This window comes from Tepidanaerobacter syntrophicus (assembly GCF_001485475.2).
Classification (GTDB): Bacteria; Bacillota; Thermosediminibacteria; order Thermosediminibacterales; family Tepidanaerobacteraceae; genus Tepidanaerobacter; species Tepidanaerobacter syntrophicus.
Map to the genome: position 1 here is coordinate 198,535 of NZ_DF977000.1, position 22,407 is coordinate 220,941.

At 39.3% G+C, this 22,407-nt stretch carries 17 protein-coding genes and 1 other annotated feature; all 17 genes read right to left on the reverse strand.

What is annotated here, in order from left to right; translation table 11 throughout:
* Positions 1-10 precede the first annotated feature (10 nt).
* Positions 11-583, reverse strand: a complete 573-nt coding sequence (locus TSYNT_RS04055; RefSeq protein ID WP_059031977.1) for an indolepyruvate oxidoreductase subunit beta — start codon at positions 581-583, stop codon at positions 11-13.
* Positions 583-2,346, reverse strand: coding sequence for an indolepyruvate ferredoxin oxidoreductase subunit alpha (iorA, locus tag TSYNT_RS04060; RefSeq protein WP_059031979.1), 1,764 nt, complete (start codon positions 2,344-2,346; stop codon positions 583-585). The genes TSYNT_RS04055 and iorA overlap by 1 nt, the downstream gene beginning before the upstream one ends.
* Positions 2,347-2,709: 363 nt before the next feature.
* On the reverse strand, positions 2,710-4,653 hold the full coding sequence (gene metG, locus TSYNT_RS04065) for a methionine--tRNA ligase (protein ID WP_059031981.1): 1,944 nt from the start codon (positions 4,651-4,653) through the stop codon (positions 2,710-2,712).
* Positions 4,654-4,713: 60 nt separating this feature from the next.
* Positions 4,714-4,977 (reverse strand) — a binding site (T-box leader).
* A gap of 68 nt (positions 4,978-5,045) precedes the next feature.
* A complete protein-coding gene (locus TSYNT_RS04070) occupies positions 5,046-6,197 on the reverse strand; it encodes a baeRF3 domain-containing protein (protein WP_059031982.1) in 1,152 nt (383 codons plus the stop codon).
* A 352-nt stretch (positions 6,198-6,549) separates the two neighbouring features.
* Positions 6,550-7,842, reverse strand: a complete 1,293-nt coding sequence (locus TSYNT_RS04075; RefSeq protein WP_059031984.1) for an amidohydrolase — start codon at positions 7,840-7,842, stop codon at positions 6,550-6,552.
* Between the two features lies 1 nt (position 7,843).
* Complete coding sequence (locus TSYNT_RS04080) at positions 7,844-9,031, reverse strand: M20 metallopeptidase family protein (RefSeq protein WP_059031987.1); 1,188 nt, start codon at positions 9,029-9,031, stop codon at positions 7,844-7,846.
* Positions 9,032-9,059: 28 nt separating this feature from the next.
* Positions 9,060-10,589, reverse strand: a complete 1,530-nt coding sequence (locus tag TSYNT_RS04085) for an AbgT family transporter (RefSeq protein ID WP_059031991.1) — start codon at positions 10,587-10,589, stop codon at positions 9,060-9,062.
* Positions 10,590-10,905: 316 nt separating this feature from the next.
* Positions 10,906-12,198 carry an HTH domain-containing protein gene (locus TSYNT_RS04090; RefSeq protein ID WP_059031994.1) on the reverse strand — a complete coding sequence of 431 codons (1,293 nt, stop codon included), beginning with the start codon at positions 12,196-12,198 and terminating at the stop codon, positions 10,906-10,908.
* Positions 12,199-12,387: 189 nt separating this feature from the next.
* Positions 12,388-13,293 carry a ribokinase gene (gene rbsK, locus TSYNT_RS04095; RefSeq protein WP_059031996.1) on the reverse strand — a complete coding sequence of 302 codons (906 nt, stop codon included), beginning with the start codon at positions 13,291-13,293 and terminating at the stop codon, positions 12,388-12,390.
* Positions 13,294-13,315: 22 nt separating this feature from the next.
* Complete coding sequence (locus TSYNT_RS04100) at positions 13,316-14,329, reverse strand: LacI family DNA-binding transcriptional regulator (protein WP_059031998.1); 1,014 nt, start codon at positions 14,327-14,329, stop codon at positions 13,316-13,318.
* Positions 14,330-14,434: 105 nt separating this feature from the next.
* A complete protein-coding gene (locus TSYNT_RS04105; RefSeq protein WP_059032001.1) occupies positions 14,435-15,175 on the reverse strand; it encodes a glutamine amidotransferase in 741 nt (246 codons plus the stop codon).
* 59 nt (positions 15,176-15,234) lie between these two features.
* Entirely contained in the window at positions 15,235-16,515 is a 1,281-nt protein-coding gene (locus TSYNT_RS04110; RefSeq protein WP_059032003.1) for a M20 family metallopeptidase, read from the reverse strand.
* Positions 16,516-16,545: 30 nt separating this feature from the next.
* Entirely contained in the window at positions 16,546-17,475 is a 930-nt protein-coding gene (rihB, locus tag TSYNT_RS04115; RefSeq protein WP_059032005.1) for a ribosylpyrimidine nucleosidase, read from the reverse strand.
* Between the two features lie 17 nt (positions 17,476-17,492).
* Complete coding sequence (locus tag TSYNT_RS04120) at positions 17,493-18,425, reverse strand: ABC transporter permease (protein ID WP_059032007.1); 933 nt, start codon at positions 18,423-18,425, stop codon at positions 17,493-17,495.
* Positions 18,426-18,441: 16 nt separating this feature from the next.
* A complete protein-coding gene (locus TSYNT_RS04125; RefSeq protein ID WP_059032009.1) occupies positions 18,442-19,494 on the reverse strand; it encodes an ABC transporter permease in 1,053 nt (350 codons plus the stop codon).
* 31 nt (positions 19,495-19,525) lie between these two features.
* Complete coding sequence (locus TSYNT_RS04130) at positions 19,526-21,049, reverse strand: ABC transporter ATP-binding protein (protein ID WP_059032011.1); 1,524 nt, start codon at positions 21,047-21,049, stop codon at positions 19,526-19,528.
* A gap of 111 nt (positions 21,050-21,160) precedes the next feature.
* The gene (locus tag TSYNT_RS04135) at positions 21,161-22,246 is read right to left on the reverse strand and encodes a BMP family lipoprotein (RefSeq protein WP_059032013.1); all 1,086 of its coding nucleotides are present in this window, start codon (positions 22,244-22,246) and stop codon (positions 21,161-21,163) included.
* Between the last annotated feature and the right edge of the window lie 161 nt (positions 22,247-22,407).

Sequence of the window (22,407 nt, forward strand, 5' to 3'; positions counted from 1 at the left end):
TCAGCCCCTTTTATGCTTCCCGCATTCCTGTATTAAATGCCTTGATATTCATTTCATGAAATTTTTCAGGAAGGTAGCTCTTTATTATTTGCTCCCAATCTAAATCTGTTATACCCAGTATTTTTACTGCTGCTCCAAGCAAAACAATATTTTGCGCTCTTACGCTGCCTGCGTCTTTTGCAATATCATATGCATTTACGACAACAGTATTCGGAACCGTTGATTTGAGAATATCCAAGATATTTTCAGGATACTCTACCTGCCCTGTTAAAACCGACATGGGATAGATTTCATAATCGTTGACTATTAAAGTTCCGCCGGGTTTTAAGTAGCTTAAATGTCTTGCTGCTTCCAGTTTTTCAAAGGCAAGCAGTACATCAGCTTCTCCTGAAGTGATAATGGGCGAATAAACCTTTTCACCAAATTTTATGTGGGTGGTGACGGTTCCGCCGCGCTGAGCCATTCCATGGATTTCTGACATTTTTATATCAAATCCCAGTTGTGTTAATCCTTCGGTAAGTATCTTGGAAGTAAGTATAGTGCCTTGTCCGCCTACACCGGCCAGTAGAAAACTTTTTGTCATTATTCTTCACCCACCCTTTCAATGGCATCAAACCTGCATACCTGTTTGCAAAGGGTGCATCCGTTGCAGGAACTCTGATCTATAGATATTATTCCGTTTTTAAAAGATATAGCAGGACATCCTATCCTCAGACACATCTTGCATTTTGTGCATTTTTCCGGAACTACCTTACATTTTAAGTTCGCTCTTTCCCTTTGAACTTCCTTCAGCAGAGCGCAGGGCCTCTTTGAAACAATTACGAAGGGTTCATTAGCATCATAGGCTTTTTGAAGCACTTCTTGAGTTTCGGCAAGATTGTAAGGATCTATGACCTTTATATTTTCATCCTTAACTCCCACGGCTTTTGCAATCTGCACCACATCCACGGGAGGAACTTTTTCACCGCTTAAAGTCACGCCTGTACCGGGATTCGGCTGGTGTCCGGTCATAGCCGTAGTTCTATTGTCAAGTACTATCATGGCAATATTGCTTTTGTTGTAAACAGCATCTACAAGGCCTGTAATCCCTGAATGGAAAAAGGTGGAATCCCCAAGGCATCCAAAAACTTTCGTATTTTTTCCCGCCTGTTTAAAAGCTTTGTCAAACCCTATTCCGGCAGAAAAACCGGCTCCCATGCAGATCATGGTATGGGCCGAATCAAGGGGAGGCATAGCACATAAGCTGTAGCAGCCTATGTCGCTTGTTACAACTATATCCTTGAATTTTTTTAGAGCATAAAATATTCCTCTGTGAGGACATCCGGCACAAAGCACCGGCGGCCGTGCAGGTATTGATACGTCCAAAGTGTATGTGCTTCTGGTTTTTTCGGGTTTTAGTGCTTTTTCAATGATTTCCGGATTAAGCTCATCACATATTGGAAAAACTTCTTTACCTATACATTTAATGCCTAAAGACTTAACAAATGTTTCAAGGTATGGATCGTTTTCCTCAATAACATAGAGAGTATCTACACCATCTGCAAATTCCTTGATGAGCTTTGCGGGAAGGGGATAACTAAAGCCAATCTTTAAATAGGAGGCGTCATCACCCATAACTTCCCGGGCATGCTGATAGGAAATGCCGCTTGTGATAATGCCTATCTTGCGATTTCCCCATTCTATTCGATTTAAGGGAGATCTGTCGCTGTACTCACGAAGTTTTGCAAGTCTTTCTTCAACCACATAATGCTTTAGTTTGCCAAAAGCCGGAATCATGCAGTTTTTCTTTGCATCTTTTTTATATTCTTTAACTCCCGGATCATTACGAACTCCAGGTGTAACGAGGGATTTGCTGTGGCACACCCTTGTAGTTGTCCTTAGCAGGACAGGTGTGTCGTATTCTTCACTTAACTCAAATGCAAGTTTGGTATAGTCCAGGCATTCCTGACTGTCTGAAGGCTCCAGCATTGGCACTTTCGCATGTAAGGCATAGTAGCGGTTGTCTTGCTCGTTCTGGGAACTGTGAAGTCCCGGATCATCTGCAGTAACAATTACCAAACCTCCGTTTACTCCTGTATAAGACAGAGTAAAAAGCGGATCTGAGGCAACATTTAAACCCACGTGTTTCATGGCTGCTAAAGCTCTTGAACCTGAAATAGCCGCTCCGCCGGCGACTTCCACTGCTACCTTTTCATTTACAGACCATTGAGAATATATTTCTTTGTAATTAGCTATATTTTCTAGTATTTCAGTGCTGGGAGTGCCGGGGTAAGCTGCTGCTACACGGCATCCTGCTTCATAGGCTCCGCGGGCAATAGCTTCGTTGCCTGTCATTATCTCTTTCAATATTACCTCTCCTTCCTTTAGACCAAAATTGCCTATACCGATAAAGTAAATACTGCTTAATAATTTTAAGTATATCGCAATTTGCGCTCTTTGTGAACATCTCGTCAACGAAACAGCAGGCTTCCAGCGTTACCGCCAGAATTTCCTGCTTCATTGAACTTGAAACCTACCGTCTTCACAAGCGTTAATTTGGATAGTCCCTACCCTCTAAAACAAGATAAATTTAGGATTTTCGTGCTTGTAAAAGAGTTTTCCACAAGTTATTAGACCAATTTCCACAAGTTATCCACAGAATCTGTGGATAAGTGCATAAAATTGTGGATAAACTCAGACGGGCTCTAAGTTTTTATATATTGCCGAACATTATTTTACTTTTGCCCCTGAATCTATGTCTCTGTCTACAGTAACAAGCGTAAGGCCTTTGCTGTCAGACGCAGCAAGAAGCATGCCGCAGGATTCTATGCCGCGGAGTTTTGCAGGCTTTAAATTTGCAACAACTACTATCTTCTTGCCTATCAATTCTTCCGGAGTATAATGTTGGGCAATGCCCGCCACTATTTGGCGCTTTTCATTTCCTATTTTAATTTGCAGCTTTAATAGTTTGTCGGCGCCTTCTACTTTTTCAGCCTCTAAAACTTCTGCAATTCGAAGATCTATTTTAGCAAAATCTTCAATAGAGATAACATTGGCGCCTTCTTCCTTTTCTACTTTCCGTGATATTTCTTGTGCCATCTTTTGGTCTTCCTTTGGTGCTTCGCCTTTCCCCTTATTATTTTCAATTCTCGGGAATATGATTTCCTTTCGCGAAACTTTTAGACCGGAAGGAAGTCCTCCCCATTTTTTCACACTTTCCCATGTAGAAAGAGTTTCATCTGTTATTCCCAGTTGGTCAAGAATCTTTTTAGAAATATTGGGCATAATTGGCGATATATGCACAGCCGTTATCCTTAAAATTTCTAACAGATTGTAAAGCACTGTATCAAGTCTTTCTTTTTTTGTAGGATCCTTTGCAAGGCTCCATGGTGAAGTTTCATCTATATATTTATTTGCTCTTCCTACAAGTTTCCAGATTTCTTTAATAGCTGCATTAAGCTGCATGCTGTTTACAAGATTTTCTTCTGTTTCAGGCAAGTTTTCTGCCATGTTTATCAATTCTTCGTCAAGACTTTCTCTAGGTCCCGGAGCAGGAATTGTTCTGCCGCAAAACTTTTCAACCATGGTAACGGTCCGAGACAGTAAATTGCCTAAGTCATTGGCAAGATCAGTATTATACCTTGAAATAAGGTTTGCTTCCCCTACCGGGGCATCCTGCCCATAGGGTATATCACTTAAAAGATAATACCTTACAACGTCTGCTCCATACTTGTCGGCAAGTTCAAAGGGGTCTACCACATTACCCAAAGTTTTGGACATTTTCCTGCCGTCAGGTCCCATGAGAAAACCGCCTACGTTCAGATTTTTGTAAATAGGAATACCTGCTGCTTGAAGCATAGTAGGCCAAAATATGGCATGGGGTTTAATAATGTCTTTCCCCACAAGATGTGAGGCATGTTCCCAGTAGCGCTTGTATTTTTCTCCGTCAGGGTAACCTAAAGCTGAAACATAGTTTATGAGGGCATCAAACCACACATATGTTACATGGCTGTCGTCCCATGGCATTGGTATTCCCCAGGATACGCGTTTACTGGGCCTTGAAATGGACAAATCTCCTATAGGTTCTGAAAGAATCGAAAGAATTTCATTGCGGTAACCCTCAGGACGTATAAAATCCGGATGGGACTTTATGTAGTCTCTGAGCCACGGACGATACTTTTCCATTTTAAAAAAGTAATTACCTTCACGGCGTTTTTCAGGAGCCATGCCATGATCGGGACATAGCCCGTCAACCAGTTCTTTTTCGGTGAGAAAGCGCTCACAGCCTACACAATAAAGTCCTTCGTATTCTCCGTAGTAAATGTCTCCCGAATCATATACTTTCTGGAGAATGTATTGGACTGCCTTTTTGTGTCTGGGCTCAGTGGTCCTTATAAAATCATCATACTCGATGCACAGCTTTTTCCAAGCCTCTTTAAAACGATTGCTCACTCTATCTACAAAAACTTGGGGCTCCTCTCCCGCCGCTTTTGCCGCTTGAGCTATCTTTTCACCGTGTTCATCAGTTCCTGTCAGAAAATAAGAATCATACCCCGCAAGGCGGTGCCACCTATTTAAAAAATCAGCTATGACAGTTGTGTAAGCATGGCCTATGTGAGGCTCGGCATTAACATAATAGATTGGGGTTGTAACATAAAAAACTTTTTCATTCATATTTGTTTTGTCCTCCTAACAAAATTCGTTGTGAAAATAACACTAAAGCCCCGCCCCAAAGTAAGGGGCGAGGCATTCTCGCGGTACCACCCAAATTCGCCTGGTTAAAGGCCTTTGCCAAGTACGGGAATAAAGTAAATGGACAGGCTTTCAGCCACTATTCCGATACCTGAAGGATTATAACGGTCCTTCACCGCAGTCGTCTACATATCGACGACCAAACTCCGGGGCCATCTTCAGCAAGGTCTTCGGCGCCGGCTTTCACCTTTTCCGGCTCTCTTTAGGCCTATTCTGCTTGCTTACTCTTCCCTTCATAGTCTTTCTCGCTCAATTGCACGAATTAATAAAATTTATATCATATTAAGGCGAGAAAGTCAAGGAGGCAGAAGTCTTTAATACCTGAAAATTGCTGCTGCTCCGGTATCTGTCGGCATTCTTTCTTTTGGAAGTACGACTACTTCCCCCTTGTTTTTAAACACCATTTCAGCAAGATCGTCCAATATATCGCCTACCTCTACATCTTTTAAATCTCCTTCTATAAGTTCACTTGTTTCCCTATTAATTTTCCCCGGAATTATCCTGTCTGCCTCTACGAGTAAAGTTCCGACATTATTCGACAGCGCTGCTCTTGCAATCTGCGCCAAATCATCTGTAGCCAAAAACTTAGACCTTGCCAGTTCATAGGCATCAATTAATTTTTTTGTCTTTCCTAAATATATTGGCTCCATTTTTTCCCATGCAGCATCTTTCAATTCGCTTACTGTTAAGGAATTAAAAGCTGTTTCAATACCTTCCTTCATTAGAAAAGGATTGCGGCTGATTTTTTTAAAAAATGTATGGTGTTCTTTTAAGGCTATTAACATAAGAGGCAATCCTGTGGGGCGAGAATAATTTTCCCAAACTACTTTGTCTACATATCTAAAAAATTTTTCTGTCTCACTATCGATTATATCTTTTTTACTGCCTTGCCCATAAAACACGCCGCTTCCCATAGAACTAACAGTTCTTGCGCTTAACGAAGGTTCTTTGCGGCCATAAGTTTCCCCTAAGGCTTCTTCAATGGTCGTTGGGATGTCAGGTGGAATTTTAACTTCCTTAAATCCATATCTATTGCCTTCATAAAGCTTAAATTCTTTTCTATTCAGTCCTAAAAGATGATAGCGATCTGCTGACTGAAAAATTCTTATGAGAGGTTTGATATAAAAGGTATCAGCTACTACCACTACCTCTTTTACAGGTCTTGGAAGATTATATACTATACATCTGTCTTCTGTAGCAAGCACTGCCAAGCCATCTAAGGTATAATTCCAAAACATTTTTTCTTTGGCTATGGCATAAAAAGGTTTCATGATATTGACTATTTCTCTTTTTGGGTGTTTTCGCATTAGCGAATCTTCCACTTCTCGAATAAGATTCTTAAATCTAATTGCATCCTGTTTATTTTCAGGACTGTAGCGGTGGGTCGGCTGATAAAGTGAAATAAAAGGGGGATTTTTCGCATTTAAAATCTCGTGAGGAAAATCATTTACAATCTCATAAAGCATATTTTTTCCCTCCTAAACCGTCATATAGTGAGCCTATTGTCTTCACGCAAGTATGCATGCATTATATAAAGCAGCTACCTGCTTAATACAATAATACACTAAATTAAGAGATAAATCCATTAATTTCTGATTTTGAGAAATTTTTGTTTTTGCAAGAAGTACACAGAGGGACGGTTCTTTTGTGTTATTTTCGTATTTTTTAAATAAAGCTTCCAAAGCACACAAATATTACTATTTTCAGCATCAGCAAAAGATCTTTATCAAAAATAACCTTGAGATTCTCATCTTAACTTCACTCAGAATGACAAAGTAAAATTGCGCACATAAAAAAGCCGGATGGTAAAATCCGGCATTAGATAAAATTTCTAAGAGCTAAATGTGCACATATTTGAATGGCTACTTTAAGGCAGGATTCATCAAAATCAAACCTGTTTGTATGATGATCGGATGCAATTGGAGTTTTAACTTGAAAATAAAGGGCTTTACCCCCTTGTGATTGAACCCTTTCCATGAAATATGTAGCATCATCACTGGCGCCAAAGTTACTTTCATTTTCTATTTTCGAAATTCCTAAGCTCTCACCAATCTGTTTTACTGTTTTAGCAAGCTCTTCATCGCCTTTGGCGCTTGGCGCACTGCCGGCATCTTTGATGTGGCAGCCAAGAGTGTACATATTTGCGCAAGCCTTAAGTATGATTTTTGCTTTCTCCTGCATGTAATTATTTAATGCTGTAGTCTCGCCTCTAGTTTCAATTTTCATATGAGCACTTCCGGGTATTATATTGGCAGCTGTGCCTGCTGTCAATACGCCAACGTTTATGCGAGTGATTCCTTCACTGTGAGGTGCTATGGCGTGCAGATTAAGAGCTGCAGATGCAGCCCCCAGCAGGGCGTTTTTCCCTTCTTGCGGGCAAGCACCGGCGTGGGCAGTTTGACCTATATAATCAACATCTATTTTTGATGTAGCTAAAAAACCTGTGGTCTTAGCTACAAGGCTCACTGAATCAGCAGCTCCAAAGCCTATATGAAAAGCGAAAAAGTAATCCGCATCATCTACGACACCTGCCTCCACCATGGCTTTCGCACCTCTTACTCCTTCTTCAGCCGGTTGAAAAATAAGCTTTATCGTTCCGGATAAATCATCTTTGATTTTCATAAGAATTTCTGCAAGAGCCAGTCCCACTGCTGTATGACCATCATGGCCGCAAGCGTGCATTATTCCGTCATGCACCGAAGAAAAGCTTTCTTTGTATGGTCTGTGTTCATCATCTTGAGCTTCTGTAATACTTAGGGCATCCATATCAAAGCGAAAAGCCATCGTAGGACCCGGCTTATCGGTATGAAGAATTCCTACAACCCCCGGCAGATTTTCCATCATCTCTATGATTTTAGGGTCCGCCCCTTCTTTTATCGCCCGCTTTATTTCGTTTAGTATTTCTTTCTGTGGGGGAAAACCCATGATCGCTTCTTCTTTTAGAATTTTTCTGCCAAGTTTTACTTCATAGCCTAAATCCATGAGAATTTCAGCTACTTTGCTGCTTGTGCGAAACTCCGTCCAGCCTACTTCGGGGTATTTATGAAAATCTCGGCGATATGCAATAACTTTCGGTTCTATCTTATTTACCAATGTTTTTATATCATACATGCTATTCCTCCTGCTGCAACAGTTCCATGCTCAATGCCACTAGTGCCTTAATGCCAATGGGTATGCAGCCTTCGTCAAAAATTACGCGGCTATTGTGTAGGGGCAATATTTCCTTGGCATTTCTCGAAGAAGAACCTAATTTCATATATACCGATGGCACCTCTTGAGAAATAAAGGAAAAATCTTCGCCGGAAGTTTCCTGGGGAATATCTTTTATAGTATCTTTGCCCATCTTTTCGATAAGAATTTCTTTTACTTTCTGCGTAAGGCTAGCATCATTTATCACCATAGGATATCCTTCTAGATAATTCATTTCAAAAAAGGCACCATGGCCGTAAGCTATACCCTTCCCTACCTGGTTCATATATTCCTTAATTTCATCTTCATATCCCGGCGTCATGATTCTTACAGTGCCTTCCATCTCCACTTTATCACATATAACGTTGTATCTCTGGCCGCCTGTGATTTTGCCAATGGAGATAACTACACTGTCCCGAGGATCTATCCGCCTTGATATTATAGTTTGCATGCTTGATATTACATCCGCAGCCGCTACCAATGCATCTATTCCTTGATGGGGAGCTGATGCATGACCGGATTTACCTGTTACTTTTAAAAAGAACCGATCTGATTTAGCTGTGCAAGGTCCGGAACATAAACCGATTTCGCCTACATAAAGCTGTGGCATTACATGTAGTGCTAAGGCATAGTCTACCTTCGGATTTTTAAGTATTCCTGCATCTATCATTGCCTTAGCCCCACCCTGTGGACTGCACTCTTCTGCCGGTTGAAATACAAATTTTATTTGCCCACAGATGCGATCTTTGTATTTTGATAACACTTTAGCTGCGCCAAGCAAAATAGCTGTATGAATATCGTGACCGCAGGCATGCATGATGCCGGCGACTTTTGAGCTAAAGGGAAGTCCGGTTTCTTCCTCAATAGGAAGTGCATCCATATCGGCTCTGAGGAGTAGAGTTTTTCCCGGTCGGTCGCCTTCCAAAATCCCTACTACGCCGTATCCGCCCACGCCTTCTTCCACCTTAAGGCATAAAGACTTTAATTCCTTTGCAACTAGTTCCGAAGTAGCTTTTTCCTCATAGCCCAGCTCCGGATTTTGATGAATATGTCTTCTAATTGATATTATATGTTCTAAAATCTCGGATATTTGTTTTTCCAATTCTTCCATGCGATTTAGGCACTCCTTTTTGCAAGATTTACATATAAATTCCTGCTCCCGGTCCCAATGGTAAATCTAAGACCATCCACACTATCAATTGTAATGTCCACACTACCAAAAATATCAATGCATATGGCAGCATCAAAGACATCAAAGTCCCAATTCCAGCATCTTCATCATAGTGCTGAGCAAGACCCAAGGCTATGGGGAAGTATGGGAAAAGCGGTGTTATCGGATTGGTTGAAGAATCACCGATGCGGTATATTACCTGAGTCATTGCCGGAGAATAGCCTAACAGCATCAGCATCGGTACAAATATGGGCGCAAGTATAGACCACTTGGCAGATCCGCTGCCGATAAACAGGTTTACTATGGTAGAAAGCAATATTATTCCTATAATCAGCGGCAAACCTGTAAATCCCACATTTTGAAGAAATTCTGCCCCTTTTACCGCTATTACAACACCTATGTTAGTCCAGTTAAAATATGCTACGAACTGGCCTATGATAAAAACAAGAACTATGTAACTTGACATGGTTTTTACTGCTTCAGCCATAAGTTTCGGTATGTCGCCGGCAGTTTTTATGGTGCCGACAGTCTTTCCGTATGCCACACCTATTGTTATAAAAAACAGCATTAGAATTGGAATAATACCGTTTAAAAGTGGCGAAGGTATAAGTCCACCGGTTTCAGCATTTCTTAAAATGGCATTTTTAGGTAGGACTGCAACAGCCAAGATTACAAGAAATATTAATGCTGCCTTGCCTGTATTTTTTAAGGCAAGATTTTCAATAGGCGTAAGGTCTTGGTTTTCGGCAACTTTTATTTTACCTTTGTATTCTCCAAGTCTCGGTGCTATGATTTTATCAGTAACCCATGCCCCTACAAAAGTAAATATAAATGTTGAGGCAAACATAAAATACCAGTTAATAGAGGGGTTGACCTGAATACTTGGATCTATGATTTTTACGGCTTCTTGGGTTATGCCTGCAAGTAGCGCATCAGTTCCTGCTATTATAAGGTTTGCGGAAAAGCCGGCGCAGGCTGCAGCATATCCCGCCATAAGACCTACTAGCGGATTTTTCCCCAGGGAAAGATAGATACTTGCCGCAAGTGTCGGTATAATGACTATGGAAGCATCTGATGCAATGTTCCCATTTATGCCTACAAACATTACTGCTAAACTAATAGCCCATAAAGGTGCGCCATACATGGTTTTTCTCATGAAGGCAGACAGCAAACCCGCCTGTTCTGCAAGACCAATGCCCATCTGCATAGAAAGTACCAGTCCGAGAGGGGCAAAACCGGTAAAGTTTTTAAGGGCATTTACCAGCATCCACTCCACGCCTTCTCGGGTTAAAAGGCTTTTGACCATAACTTCTTCCCCGCTGCCGGGATTTATCGCTGAAACTTGCAGTATAGATAAAACAGCAGATAGAAGCATTATCCCTATAGTCAGATAAACAAACAGGAAAAATGGATGTGGCAGTTTATTCCCTACGCGCTCCACCCAATCCAAAAACCTTTCAAAACTGCCTTTCTGTTTTGTCAACTCATTTTTAGTCACATGATTTCCTCCTTTTCGGCCAAATTTTGGTTATGTGGCCATATATGTTTTATTATGAATTCATCTTCTTCTCTTAAAATCCTTCTTGATTTTAAAATGTATACAGTATACTTGTCATCGCAAAAATTTCTTTATACCAAAAAGTTCTTTTAAACATAAAAATACCGGTTACAAACACCGGTATACTTTTTTTTTGTAAATTGTTAATTTTTAAATTGACTACATCTAATTAAATAAAGTTTGCACAATTCATCTTTAAAATAATTCCAGAAAATGTAATGATCTTAATATAATTAGTTTTCTAACTGAGCTAGCCCTATATTAATACTTGATATACCCGACTTGGCCTGCCCTTCCCTAATACACTTTTGTTTTCCAAAATTTTAGCCGCTCCTTTTTCTTCTAATTGAGCTAAAATCCTACGAGCGCTTCGCTGACTTATGTTCATGTATTCACTAAGTTCCTTAGCGGTCACCTTATTTTTTCCTAAGCGGCGCAGAGAAGATTTGAATTTACTCAAATTTATTACATTCATATTTAGTTTTTTCGCCAGCTCTTCCAAATCTAAATCTGCAACACTTTTTATTGCGCCCCTATCTTCTCGCATAGGTCCAATTACCTTACCTTCTTCCGTCACCAAAAAGCAGCAGTCGCTTCCGTTTTCCTTAGAAAGCTTTACTGCCTGTCGGGCATTGGTCTCGGCCATCTTCGCTGTTCTGCCGAATCCTATTCCTACGGTTACTTTAAGATTCGTATTGGATTTTAGCGCTCGAAGCAGAGGCGAACCTAAAAATATATCTGTAGATTCTTCCAAACACCCGCGGGTAGTTATTATCATAAATTCTGTGTCATTTATCTTGGTTACTGTAGCGTTTGTCTGATCGCCATAGCCTAAAATTATCTGATAAAGCTCAAGAAGCTTTATTTGCAATTGATAGTTGGAGCTTTCATATAATGTATCTTCAACGTCTTCGACCCTTACTAATATAAGCGCCATTTGAGTTTCCTTAAGCTTGATACTTTCTCCATACATTATCGCTTTTTCCAAGCTGTGCCGGACGCTAGAAATAGTAGGCAATATTCTATAGGCAGGGATGCCTGATTTCTTAAGCTCTTCATAAGTTTTGTTAAGACACGTCACTGCCGCATGGGTTTTGCCCTCATTCCATAAACTTTTATGATAATCTACAAGTTTTCCATAGGGAAGATATTTATCGTAATCCATTGTGAATACCTGGGTAAGCGGCAGATTAAGTTCCATATAAGTTTCCTCGATATCGCGACGGCTTATCGTATCAAAGCTCAAAGCAGAAACATCTTTGCCATCACGATAAATGTCAAAAAGCACCTTGTAAAGGCTCGTCCCGTTTCTAGGGATATAAACCCCGGGTGTCTCAATATTGACATTGGATTTTACCCAAAAGTAAGGTGCCTGACCACTATAAAGTATTATATCCACATCTTGGGCCATTGTTGCAATATCCCCAAGGTCTTCAAAATTTTCATAAGCTTTTTCAACCACCGTAATCTCTCTGTCAAACTCACGCAAGACTTTTCTTAGTAAAATCAGAGAGTCTTCCGGTCCAACAATGCCTAGACGTATATTCATGGATCTCGCCTTTCTCCCTATTATTATAGCTGAGTATTTTCTATATTTACTATAATAATGATACACTAAGTCTGAGCAGCAAGTCCAATACTTTTTGATTTCAACAAAAAATCAGCCCCAATACACCCAAATTTTATGGGGTGGCAAGGCTGAATAATTAAAGTGTCGTTTTTAGTAGAGTATTTATATTTATCGCATAGAAAAATAGCTGTCAACCATCTTTCTATCAGGCAGTGATGCTTGAGCACCTTCTCTGCTCACGGTTATACCGGCTGCACATGTGGCAAATTCGATCGCTTTTTCAAGATCCATTCCTTCAGAAAGCCCAACTGTAACAGCACCTACGAAAGCATCACCTGCTGCCGTCGTATCTACCACAGGAAATGACATAGCGGGAAAGTGTTTTGTTGTTTTCTCATTTACTAACATAGAACCATTTCCGCCCAATGTTACAATCACATTTTCAATGCCTTTTTTGTGCAAGCTTTTTGCCATATCTTCTATCGTGCCGCTGTTATTGCAAAGAATTGCAAGTTCTGTTTCATTGGGAAGTATCATATAGATACCTTCTAGCGTTTCATCGCTTAGCAAATGGGCGGGAGCCGGATTTAAAATTACCTTAATATTTTTCTTCTTGCAGAAATCAATTACGTATTCTATGGTACTAATTGGTATTTCCATTTGGAGTATACAGTAGTCAGCATCTTGTAAAATACATTCATACCTTTTTATTTGCTCAATGTCAAGCCTGCCATTGGCTCCTTGATTTACGACAATTGTATTATCGCCTTTGTCCGAAACACATATATATGCTGTTCCGGTAGGAAAATTTGTATCGTATTCTACGGCTTTTACTTTCACATTATTATTAACTAATTCATTATATAGTTTTTTGCCATAAGCGTCATCGCCAAGCCGGCCTATCATATAAACATTGCCGCCTAATCTGCTTGCTGCAATAGCTTGATTGGCCCCTTTGCCTCCGCCATAAAGCTGCTGACCTTTTGCAAGCACCGTCTCGCCTATAGTCGGGATATGAGGCACCCTTATGACTACATCCATATTAATACTTCCAACTACGACAATTTTCTTCAATCTAGAACCCTCCCACTCAGGTTTAAACTTTATCGGCAGGAAAAGCAACACTTTTTCTCACGGATAGTGTAGGTTTGTATTCCACCCTCAACTGTTTTAGTTCCTCGTTTTTAATCTTTTTTATTAGCATGGCTGCTGAAATTATACCCATCTCATAAGTCGGCTGTTTAACTGAAGTTAGGGGAGGCGACAGTATTTCTGACAAAAATATGTCATCAAAACCGACTACGGATATATCATAGGGGATACTCAGGCCCTCATCATGAACTGCTTTATATACCCCATATGCCATCATGTCGTTTGAGGCAAAGATTGCAGTTGCTCCTGCTTTTAAAAGTTTTTTTGCGCCAAGTTCTCCGCTTTTTGTTTTAAAATTACCCTCATATATTAACTCCTCATTAAAATCAATATGTGCTTCTTTTAGCGCCTTTTTGTAACCCTCAAGACGTTGTATTGCAAGTTTAGGTTTTAGTGGCCCTGTAATACAACCTATTGCCTCATGCCCAAATTCTGTCAAATGTTTCGTCGCAAGGTAGCCGCCCATGACATTATCAATAAATACAGCCAATATATCTTCATCATCAAATGCCCGGTCAAGCACTATAACAGGAAAACCCTTACTGTTTAGTTCTCTGATTTCTCCATGATTTGACAGTGCTGTAGAAAGGAAAACTATTCCATCTACATGTTTTGACTTTAAAACGCTTAAATATTGGTTTTCTTTTTCGGGATCATCGTCTGTATTGCATAGGATAACATTATAACCTTCGCAATTTGCTCCATCTTCTACGCCTCTGGCAAGCTCGGCAAAAAAAGCATTGGATATGTCAGGTAAAAGCAGGCCTATAGTATTAGTTTTCTTAGTTACAAGACCTGTAGCCAATGCACTTGGAATATAATTATATTCGTCAATTACTTTTAATACCTTATTTCTTGTTTTGTCGCTTATATCATCATCTTTTTTATTAATTATTTTAGAAACTGTGGTAATGGACACTCCGGCCTTTTCAGCAATATCTTTAATTGTAATAGACATATCGTTTCTTCCTTAAAAAATTTATGATGTTTTCTACAGAATATTACATAATAGTTTAACTTACAAAATAAATATCATAAAAAAGAGTAGAAAGTCAAAATAAACTTACTTCGTCAGGTAATCCATTAGATTTGCCCAAAGTATATCATAAAATTCCCAATTTACAAAAGCAGGGGGACCCCAATGAGGTGCACAGTCAGATGTAAATACTGCTGATTTCCCCTTTCCAAATTCGCCGACGGCTATAAAAGGATCGCCATCTATTGTGGCTATTACCTCTCCTTGAGGAATTGGTTTTGTTTTATTATAGCCAAGAAATTGCGGCCATTCCTCTGGGATTCCTCTAAAAACCTCATGTTCTTTTACAATTATGGGCGATATGCCTTCAGGATGTTCTGCTCGGTCATCTATTTTTAGGCACTCTACCGGCAAGATATCTTTTACAGGGGTAAATCCATATCTTGCTTTCGCATCAATTCCCGAAAAAGACATATAGCCTCCAATCATCATAAATCCTCCGCCTTGGTAAACATATTCTTTTAGAAGTTCACACCTGTTTGGTGTCTTTATACTTTTAGAAAACGTTTCCGGGCTTAGGAGTAAAGTATTCGATCCTATATCGGATAAGATAACGCAAGAATAGGTGTTCAATTCCGCTATAGAAGATGGAAATTGCACCGGAGCAAGATGGTTTGGAATAAATTCGACCACATATCCTGCTTTTTCAATAGCTTTGCGTATGTATTCAACGCCTTCTTCATATACAACAGTAGAAAAGCTGTCAAAGCCTTTTATATGAGTAGTTTGGCTAACCCATGATTCTCCAGCGATCAAAACTTTCTTCATTAGTTTTTCCTCCTGTTTTGAGCAAAGTTGCCCAAGCAAAGTTGCCCACTTATTTAATTTTATCCCTGGCACCATTCTAAGATCAAATTCGCATATATCAATATAGATTTGAAATACTGTTCCATATCAATAAATTCATTTATTGCATGGCATTGGCTCGGTGAACCCGGTCCAAATTGTACAGTTGGACATTTGGCAATATTTTTCCAAACTCTTGCATCACATCCAGACGGCGAACCTACAATCTTTATTTCCTTACCTTCTGCTGATCCATATGCGCGTTCAAATGACTTTACAAATTCATGATCCTTTTCCATTTCAAACGGGCCGCCGGCTTGATATATTGATACACGAGGCTTGTGATCTTTCAGCCAGTCATCCCCCTCGCAAGCTCTATAAATTGCTCCTGTGTACTCCTTAACAACTTTCTCATGATTCATAGAACCTGGTAAATAATGCACACATGTTTTAAAACAACAATAATCTGCAACAGTAGAACCTGCTACACCGCCATTAATAACACCCACATTCGAAGACGGTCCAGGCAGAAGAATATGTTTATGCTGCATAAGCCACTTATGCTCGAGCTCGTCTATTGCATTCATTATCTTCACAGCTTTTTCTATAGCACTTACCCCAACCCATTTCATCCCTGAGTGAACCGCCAGTCCCTCTATTTCAATTTTAAAAAATATAAAGCCCATGTGTGCGATAACAAGTTCTAAATTTGTCGGTTCGCAAACTACAACTCCATCAGCCTTTTGGCCATTCATTGCGGCTATGATAGAACCATTGCCGCCGCCCTCCTCATCTATAACAGAAGTAATTATTACATCTCCTGGAAGCTCGATTCCTGCCTCCTTTAGAAGATCAACGGCCATTATAGAGGCCATTAATCCGCCTTTCATATCACAAACTCCAAGACCGTACATTTTTCCATTTTTAATTATAGGCTCATGAGGCGGTGTATTCCATTTATTTACATCACCGGCAGGCATAGTATCTATATGGCCATTAAACATTATGGACTTGCCGCCGTTTCCCTTGAAAGTAGCGTATACATTAAACCTGCCATCGTAATTGTGGCCTAAGTTGCCCTCATTATATAGATTAAGACTCTTTTCCAGAATTTCTTCGCTAGGAAAGTCTTTAACAATTGAATCTGCATTCATTTGCTCAAATAATTTTATCAAATATTCCTGCCCTTTTTGTTCTAATCCGCCGTCAATGCCATGACCCAATACATGAGTATCAATTGCCACAAGTTGGGAAAGTTGCAATGCATACTCGTCTTTTTTCTTGTCCAAAATTGACTTTAATCTATCATTTTTGGCATCCATAAAATTGTCTCCTTAATGAGAGTTAATTTTTTAATTATAAAACTTAATGCATTCCTCTACTATATCCCAGAATTTTTCTTGATTTAGCTTTACTCCAACTTTAGCATTTGGTTCATTTTTCGTTACATGAAAATAGTCGCAGAGGGTCCTCCCATAACATTTTTCGCTTCTTATCTCAACTTCAACAAACATAGATCGTGTTTCAACACAGCTAGGATCTATTAAATAAGCAATACAAGTGGGATCATGTAGAGGTCCTCCTTCCCACCCGAAGACCTTTTTCTGTGTGGAATTAAAAAACCTCATTAGATCTACGAATAGTCGGGCAGCTCTGTTATTTATTTTATCCATTCTGTCTACTATGCTTGGATAACACAGAGCTTGTCTTGTTAAGTCAAGGCCCATCATTACAATTGGTCTCCCCGAAGTAAATACTACATAACCGGCTTCGCCATCTGCTGCCATATTAAATTCTGCAGCAGGCGTAACATTGCCCAGTTGATAAGCTCCCCCCATCAAGACTATTTCTTGGATTTTATCTAATATCTTCGGCTCTCTTCGCATAGCCATTGCTATATTGGTAAGCGGCCCTGTAGGCACAAGGGTTATGTCGCCATTAGAGGCCATTAAGGTTTCGATTATAAAATCAACTGCATGCTTCGACTCGGCTTTTCTGGTAAGCGGCTCGAATGTGGGTCCATCTAATCCGGTTGTGCCATGAATATCCTCAGCTATTATTTGTTGAGAACGAACCAACGGCAAACTGCATCCGGCATATACAGGCACATCAATATCTAAAAATTGGCAGACGTTTAATGCATTTCTTGTTGTTTTTTCTAATACCTGATTACCTGCAACTGTAGTTATTCCTAAAAGCTCTATATCTGGATGTTTTGCCGCCATCATAATTGCTACAGCATCATCATGCCCCGGATCACAATCTAAAATTATTTTTCTCATATAGTTCAGCACTCCTTTTATTTTTGTAATAAAGAACTCTTCATTTTCTCTCTTCTTTTAGCACTGCGCCACAAAGAAACAGATAAAACTAATATTGTTATAATATATGGGAGCATTAATACAAATTGTGAAGGCCATCCATATGCCTGCAACCTTCCTCCTATACTGTCGATAAGTCCAAAAAGAAGACTGCCTATCCAAGCTAAGACAGGATTTGCGCCTCCAAAAAACATAGCTGCCACTCCCATGAAGCCTCGTCCATTTGTCATGTTTTCTATAAACATTTTAGAATATCCAATCGACAAATGGGCTCCTGCTAATCCTCCTAGTAACCCGGAAATTGCCATAATTTGGTATTTGATACTTTTAACATTTATACCTGCAGTCTCGGCAGCCATTGGCAAGCGCCCCACAGAACGCAAGCGCAGCCCCCACACCGTGTGATAAAGCACAAATGTTAATGCCAAAACCATCAAGATACCTATTACTTCCATCAGAGACCAATTATTAAATATTCCATTAAGATACTTATATTTTTCAAGGAATCCAAAATGGAGGCGAGGAATACCCGCAATTTTGGGATCTGTAAAACTTCCTGTTGTTCCTAAAAACTGTTTAATCCCGAATTTCGTAACAGCCAGAGCAAGCATATTTATTGCCATTCCAATTGCAGTTATATCCGCATTATACTTGATACTTGCAACAGCCATAATCATTGCCATTATAACTCCGACTATCATCGCCACAGCAATACCTAAAAGCCAATTGCTTGTCAAATAACTTATTAAAACAGCTGAAAATGCTGAAACAAGCATAATTCCTTCTACGCCTATATTTAATATATCGCCTTGCTGTGTAATCACTGCCGCTAATGTTGCAAATAAAATCGGCGTAGAAGCTCTTATAGTGGAATATATTAAAGTATAATCAAAAATAGTGCCCAGATCCATTTATAGCATCCTCCCCTTAATCTCGTTCGCTAACCGAAGCTTGAACTGTTTTTATTCTCTTCTTCTTATAAAAAGAAAATAAATTTTCCATGGTTGCAAATATGATAAATATCGCTATTATAGTATCAACGATCGATTTAGGTAAACCTGTATAGCGTTCCATACCTAAGGCTCCAGCCTTTAAGGCAGCTATGAAGAATGCGACAAATGGCACCATTTTCATGTCGCCCTTAACCATAAGCACAACTAACATTCCATCAAATCCGACTCCTGAAGAAAAGCCGTCTAAAAAATATCCATATACTCCTAAAACTTCAATGGCACCTGCCAAGCCGCCTACTGCGCCACTTAGAAGCATCGAATTGATTATTGTTTTTTTAGGATTTATTCCTACGTATTCTGCATGCATAGGATTTAATCCTACACTCTTAAATCTGTATCCAATTGTTGTATTTTGTAATATCCAATAGATAATTGCAACGATTGCTAGTGCGATAAAAAGACCTGTATTTGCTTGACTTGGCTTTAAAATCTTTGTCAACTGGGCTCCTTCTGCAATTGTTGGGGTTTGAGGCACGCCAGTCTTTGCGCTAAGCGGACCATTGACCAAATATGAAGTAATATATGTCGCAACATAATTCATAAGTATAGTTACACATATTTCATTGACGCCAAGATAAGCTTTCAAAGATCCTGGTATATATGCCCATGCTGCGCCAACGATGACAGCAATAGCAAGGCACATAAGTATTAAAATCGGACCTGGGACACTCGTAAATGTAAAACCTACCCAAGCTGCTGCTATCGCTCCTAAGTATAGCTCTCCATCGACGCCAACATTAAAAACGCCAACGCGCGAAGCTACCAGAAAAGCCACGGAAGTCAAAAGAAGAGGAACAAATTTTTGCAGTGTTGTTCCAAAGTTTAATTTACCGACAAAAGCGCCTCTTAGAAGTTGAATATAGGCCTCGATTGGATTATGACCCAAAAACAGCATTATCAGCCCGCCAATAATTGTTGACAAAAGAATTGTAAGGAGGAGGTTTAGATATTTGTTTGTTTGCTCCATAGTCTATATCATCCCCGTTTTAATTAAATGTTCACAAGCTAACTTCAGTTTCTCCGCCCATCATAAGTATACCTACATTTTCTTCATTGGCTTCCTCAGCATTTAGAATGCCCATTATTTTGCCTTCATACATAACAATAATCCTGTCAGAAAGCGAAAGTACTTCTTCTAAATCAGCCGAAATTAGAAGGACTGCTTTGCCTTCTTCTTTAACCTTATTAATTTTACTTCTTATATATTCAGTAGCACCTATATCTACTCCTCGTGTAGGCTGAGCGGCAATTAATAATTTAGCATCTGCATCGATTTCCCTTGCAATTACAACTTTTTGTGCGTTTCCGCCCGATAAAGAGCCTGCTAAAGCCCAGGGGTTATTCGGCCTTATATCAAATGTTGAAATTAGCTGTTTTGCAAAGCTTTCAATTGATTTGCGGTTTTGAACAATACCCTGTGCTAATGGTTCTTTGTCATATTTTAGAGCAACTAAATTTTCCGCAACATTCATTTTTAAGTTTAGGCCTCTTGTATTCCGATCCTCTGCAATATGAGCTACTCCGGCTTCTCTTATTTGTAAAGGAGAAAGGTTGGTTACATTTACATTATCAACAGTTATCTTGCCGCGCTCTACCTTTCTTAATCCTGTCAGTGCTTCTACAAGTTCGCTCTGGCCATTTCCGTCCACGCCAGCAATGCCAACAATTTCCCCTGCTTTTACATCAAATGAAATTCCACGTATTTTTGATAATTCTTTTTCACCTGATGTCCACAAATCATTTACTTCTAATATTTTTTTTCCAGGGTTGGATTCCTTTTTCTCTATATTTAGAAATATCTCGCGTCCTATCATCATTTTGGCTAATTCATTTTTATTTGTGTCTGATTTGTTAACAGTATTTACATACTTTCCCTGGCGCATAACAGTAATTCTGTCTGAGATTTCCATTACTTCATTTAATTTATGTGAAATAAATATTATTGATTTGCCGTCTGCTTTCATATTGTTTAGGATCTCGAAGAATTTTACAGTTTCCTGGGGAGTTAAGACGGATGTAGGTTCATCAAAAATAATAATTTCTGCACCTCTATAAAGAGTCTTTATTATCTCAACTCTCTGGGCTTCACCCACTGAAATTTGATTAATTTTTTTATTCGGCTGTATGTCCATTCCGTAAGTATTAATGTATTTTTTAATTTCTTTTTCTGCCGCATCAAAATCTATGACGATGCCTTTTCGAGGTTCAAAACCCAATATAATATTCTCAAGCACTGTTAAATCCCCAACAAGCATAAATTCTTGATGAACCATCCCAATTCCGTATTGGATTGCTACTCTAGGGGTTAGCTCTCTTACTTCTTCTCCTCTGATTTTAATTATTCCAGAATCTTTTTGATGTATGCCATATAGTATTTTCATCATTGTAGATTTGCCAGCGCCATTTTCACCTATTAATGAATGTATCTCGCCTTTGCGCAAATTAAATTGTCCATTTTGAATTGCTTTTACATCGCCAAAGCTTTTTGTGATATCTATCATTTCTATAATATATTCATCCATTAATATATACCCCGCTTGTAGATTTTTAGGATTGCTAGTTTTTATTAAACTAAGGAATAACCGAGCATAAAGCTCAATTATTCCTTAGAAAAGGCTTTTTGCTATTAAAGGTTACTTTCTTCCAAATCCTTCGTAAGCATTCACTTTAATTTCTCCGGATTTAACTTTTTCTTCCAGTTCTGCTATTTTCTCAGGAATATCTTGAGGGAACTTATCTCCCAGAGCTTCCTTCATTACTGACATATCCGTCAAGCTTACTCCGCCCTTATTTATATCAAGGTATTCTGTAGTGTTGCCTTTATAGGTTCCTTTTACTACTGACTCTATTACTAAATAAGTAGCATTATCCACTCTTTTTACCATAGATGTTAGAATATGGCCGGGATATACATCGTCTTGATTCATATCGACTCCGATAGCATACTTGTCTGCTTCTTTAGCTGCTTCTAGTACACCCATGCCAGTGCCCGAAGCTACGTTCATGACAATATCAGCACCTTGGCTGTATTGAGCAAGAGTTAGTTCTTTGCCTTTCAAGGGATCGTTAAATGTTCCTGCAAACGACTGCAAAATTTTTATATCAGGATCAATGTACTTTGCTCCCTGCTCATATCCTACAAAAAAGTCATGTAAAACCGGGATATCCATTCCGCCTACCCATCCGATTACTTTATCAGCATTCACATTAGGTACTTGCGTTTTTGTTGTAAACATTGCTGCTGCAGCGCCCGCAAGAAATGAGCCTTCATTTTGTGCGAAAGTAGTAGATACGATATTATCTCCTTTTGTTACTCCATCAATTAATGCAAACTTTATATCAGGAAATTCAGGGGCGTGTTTTGCAAGAATATCTTGAAACTGGGTCGAAACACATACAACTAAATCATATCCTTCAGATGCCATAGCTACTACATTAGATTCCCATTCAGCCGGTTCTTTCGATTCCAATTCTTTTAACTCAATGCCAAAATCGTTTACAGCTCTCATAGCGCCTGCATGAGCTGAATCATTAAAAGACTTATCTCCTAAAAACCCGGAATAGACCAACGCAACTCTAAGTTTTTTAGACCCGGCGGCATTATCGCCGGATGTTTCCTCTTTTGAAGAATCAGCTGGTTGAGATGACTGTGATGAACAGCCGGCTACCATCACCATAACGAAAACAAAGATTAACATGACACTAAGGATTTTTTTCATTTAACTTTTCCTCCCTGATTTAAATTTATTTTAATTTTATAAATTAGCTGGCCACAATATTTATTGTGAGCAGCTGTAAAAAGGTAAACCGTATTTGTGTAAAACGCAAAACCGCCTGCCGCAAAGAGTGTATAAATCTTACTCAGGGCTTTTTGTCATTC